The following is a 4,340-nucleotide window of genomic DNA, read 5'->3' as shown; positions in this document are numbered from 1 at the left end:
AAATGATTTCTGCCAACCAGTCATACAAAGTGGGAAAACATACTGCAATGGCTAATGCCTTGAAAAAGCCTGTCAAAAGAAGAATCGGTTCTGTATCGGCATCACCATCGGACCATAAAAAATACCTTTCAAAGCCCTTTTTCAAAAATTTAAGTATAATCAGAGATACACCAAAGGCAAAAAAGATGTCAAAGATGCCGCTAATGCCATTGGTACCAAGAAGTGTATCCATATAGTCTTCTGCATGAAGCGCTATGGGTACAATCCCTTCAAGTAGGGTATTCACATATATCATACAACCCGTTAAGATATCTGTTATTAATAGCATGATGACATAAGACAAGCCAAAACACCTCCTTTCAAAACCGTAGCTTTTGGTGGTTGCCAAAAGCTACGGTTTACTAACAGCTTAGCCAGCAAAGTCAAACATATCTTGGATACGTTGTTCTAAAGTTGGCAAAATTTTTCTACACCGACGATTAACACGATTAAGAAAATCTCCCTGAAAATATTTCCAAAATTTAATACTAATTCTTTTGTAAACCATTGTTTTTCCCTTCCTTTCATTAATTTTTTATAAAACAAAACACGACTAAACAACATAGTTTAATCGTGTCAATTTTGACGGCTCATTTTAAATTGTTTTTATTTAATTTTAGTACTGCTATAGAAATGTAAAAAAATGCACTTCAACAAATGTAAGAAGTGCATTTCTATTACTCAAAATACTTGTTGAACACATATACTATATCCGAATAGCAGCATGTACCTTTCGGATTGTTGACAGCACAATTACTGTTTTTCATAGCGCCTGTCACTTTAATGACTTCTTTAACATCTTTAGCGCCATTATTAATGGCATCTACTATGTCCTGCTCTGTGACATGGTTGCAATAACAAACATATTCTCCAATAACAACTTCTGCGTTATCGGAAGCACAGCACGAGCATTTACTTTCATTCATTTTTTCACCTCTATTATCTAGTTATTCCTCATAAAATACACTTGTAATTATAATACACAAATTATAATTTTCTGTGGCTCCTTCTTCTTGGATACTATAACTTTGTTATGTCTAATGGTTCAATGACATCTACAACGAATAAGTGCGCTTAATTAGCACAACAGGACAATTTCGAAACATCTTTGTCAAAGGTAAGTGCTGCCAACTTTAGTCCCTCTGCCATAGTTAAATACGGTGCCATACTATCAGTTAAATCTGTAATTGTTAATCCATATTTAACAGCCAATGTCGCCGCATAGATTACTTCTCCAGCTTGATCTGAAACCATGTGAACACCTAGTATCTTTTGTGACCTTGAATCTGCAACCAGTTTTATCACACCATAAGTATTAAAATTAACCAACGCCCTTGGAACGGCATCTAAATGAAGTATAGATACTTTAGCCTCATATCCTTTTTCAATTGCTTGTCTTTCTGTTAATCCAACTGAAGCAATTGAAGGACTCGTAAAAATAACACTCGGTACTGCTGATAAATTTATTTCTTTCTTTTTATTTCCGATAGCATTATCAATTGCCACACCACCTTCATAAGCAGCAACATATACATACTGTGGTCCATCTGTTACATCACCTGCTGCATATATTCTAGGATTACTTGTTTGACAATATGCATCTGTTTTAACTTCTCCACGTAAGCCAACTTCAACATGAGCAGCTTTTAGATTCAACATCTCTGTGTTTGCTTTTCTCCCCGTTGCAACAAGTAATTCATCACTTTCCACGACTTCACGTTGGCCATTAACAGTAATAAATACCTTCTTAATGTCATCACTTTGCTCAATGCCATCATACTGAACACCTTTTATGAATGTTATACCTTGTTCGGATAAGGCATGCTCTGCTGAAAGAGATATTTCTGGATCATATGTTTTTAACAAACGCTCACTTCTTTGGATTAGGGTCACTTTACTTCCTAAGTTGTTAAAGAGGAACCCTAGTTCCATAGCAATAAATCCTGAACCAAGGACGGTCAATCTTTTAGGTATTTCTTTTAGGTCCAGTAATGAGGTGCTCGTTAAATAATCTACCTTGTCTAAACCTTTTATTGATGGAACAAATGGGGATGCACCAGTGGCTATCAAAAAGCGTTTTGATTTATAGGTCTTACCATCTACCTCAATTTCATTCTCATTTATAAAACTTGCCTCTCCTTTGATGAGCTCGATATCATAAGCACTGATTAAATCAACATACTTTTCTCTTCTCAGCTTATCAACTAATTGATCTTTCTGTTGAACTAATTCTGTCATATCCGGTTGATTAGCCGATGTATGCAATCCTGCAAAGGGGTTTTGTACAGCAGATTTATTAATCTCTCCCGCTTTAAGTAATGCTTTAGATGGCACACATCCTATATTGACACAAGTTCCACCAATGACGCCTCTTTCTATCATCCCTATTCTCGCACCATATTCTGTTGCTTTTATAGCTGCCGAGAATGCTGCACTACCAGAACCTATCAATAATATATCAAAGTCATAATTATCATTATCAAGGGGTTTATTGCTTAATTCTTTTTTTTCAGGCAGTTCATTAATTTCGACAAACTTATAGGGTGTTGCTTCTAATGCTGCATATATTGATTTTTCCTCAATCCCTTCTGGTATCTCAAACATAGATTCTCCACTTTGATAATCAACATCTATGTTTTCTAATTTTACCTTCTCTAAGGCTTCTGTCACATGAATTTCACACGCCTTGCAGGTCATTCCTTCAATTTTTGTTTTAAACTTTTTCATATTCAATTTCCTCCTTTGGATTTAATTGACTGCCAACTTGTCTTTAATTTCGCATTCTTTGCAGGTACTTTTGTCTCTAGCATAGGCTATATACGAAAGGACAATACCTATTATGAGCAAATGTATTATTACATAATCCAAATATGCTAAAATAGCTGCTGGTGCCAAATGAAGTTGCAATGATAACCTACTAATAGTACAGGGTTTATACTTAATAAGTTCCTTCTACTTATTAAGTATAAACCCTGTACTATACTTCAATGTCAAGTTAATCCTCTGTATTTTCCATCAGACTGTTTATGATTGGACATTCCTGAATAGAATAAGAAGGATCGCATTTTATCGAAACTGAATTAAGTAGTTCTTTCATCTTACTTAATTCATAGATTTGTTGATCAATTTGTTCAATCTTAGCTAGAGCAATATCAGCAATGTCATTACAAGTTGCCTCCGGATCAAGTGCGTTTGAAAAAAGTTGTTTGATTTCTTTCAAAGTAAAACCAAGTTTTTTGGCTTTGATAATAAACTTGATTTTTATAATATAACTCTTATCATAAGACCTATAGCCATTTTCCAATCGCTTTGGTTTTGGAATAATCCCTATCTTTTCATAATATCTTATAGTCTCTGTACTCGTTTTAGTTGATTTTTCAAGTTCTTTTATTGTTAACATCGGCCACTCTCCCTTTGAAGCTAGATTATTTGTATATCAATTAATTGTTACACAAGACATGAATTCACTTTGTCTCTGTTTATAGTATATTGTGAACTTCCTGTTTTTTTACGCCTAAAAAACCTCCTCTTGTGCAAGGTGTACAAAAGGAGATTTTATTATATAATTCGTCCAAACGCATATCACACATTTTTTTATCAGAAATTAGTATTCCTCATCCACCGACTCAGAGATAAAACCGAGGATTTCTTCATATGATTTACCACTGTCGATAATCGCCTTCCACAAGGTGTCTTTTCTGAGGGCATCGCGCTTATCCAGTAGTTTCTGTAAATCGTCTACTGCTTTTTCATATGCTGCTTTTGTTTTTACGACCTTGTCTTGTGCCTTTTCTATTTGTTGTTCTATAGTCTCAGATGTTGTAACACCTGCTTTTCTTCCTCTTGCCATTTACCGCGCCTCCTTGAGTAGTCTGCTGATATCCTTTGCATAATGCTTCACAATATTTGAATCTAAACTGAATGCTTTCAGTATAGCTTTTTGTGTAGCCGTTATAGCATGATCGAGTCTATACTGATTATCTGTTAATCGAACCATTTCTATCTTTTCTAGTTCCCTAAGGGCAGCTGCTACTGTCATATAATTCGGTCGCTTATCTAACTTGATCATTTCATCCTTCAGATAGGTATATATTTTGTTTCTAATAATCAACGCAAGAAATTCTATGGAAATCTTTGATTCTGCTGCTGAATCACCATATATTCGCAGACTCTTATCACCAAGATATGTTTTATCTCCACGGAAAAGTTTTTCTGAAGTATCTCTACTTTTATACAGATTCAAGGCCTCTTTAGCCGTCATCTTCTCTGATGTTATGATACAAAAATAGCCACTCAACTCA

Annotated in this window: 5 protein-coding genes and 1 pseudogene; all 6 read right to left on the bottom strand. The window is 34.9% G+C overall.

The window, feature by feature from the left end:
* Window positions 1–343 (bottom strand): conjugal transfer protein TrbL family protein (locus tag AC6F8J_RS14295; protein WP_500724303.1); only part of this gene is annotated, 343 nt, incomplete at its 3' end.
* A 373-nt stretch (window positions 344–716) separates the two neighbouring features.
* A complete protein-coding gene (locus tag AC6F8J_RS14290; protein ID WP_500724302.1) occupies window positions 717–965 on the bottom strand; it encodes a (2Fe-2S)-binding protein in 249 nt (82 codons plus the stop codon).
* Window positions 966–1,113: 148 nt separating this feature from the next.
* Window positions 1,114–2,766, bottom strand: coding sequence for a mercury(II) reductase (gene merA / locus AC6F8J_RS14285; RefSeq protein WP_500724301.1), 1,653 nt, complete (start codon window positions 2,764–2,766; stop codon window positions 1,114–1,116).
* A 268-nt stretch (window positions 2,767–3,034) separates the two neighbouring features.
* Window positions 3,035–3,439 (bottom strand): MerR family transcriptional regulator, encoded by a 405-nt coding sequence (locus AC6F8J_RS14280; protein WP_500724300.1) that lies wholly within the window; start codon window positions 3,437–3,439, stop codon window positions 3,035–3,037.
* A 204-nt stretch (window positions 3,440–3,643) separates the two neighbouring features.
* Complete coding sequence (locus AC6F8J_RS14275; protein ID WP_500724299.1) at window positions 3,644–3,889, bottom strand: hypothetical protein; 246 nt, start codon at window positions 3,887–3,889, stop codon at window positions 3,644–3,646.
* Window positions 3,890–4,340: pseudogene (locus AC6F8J_RS14270) on the bottom strand (IS1634 family transposase); the annotation flags it as partial. It lies immediately after the preceding gene.

This window comes from Petrocella sp., from assembly GCF_059865615.1.
Note: the sequence above shows the minus strand (reverse complement) of the source record. Positions and strands in the feature narration are given on the sequence as shown.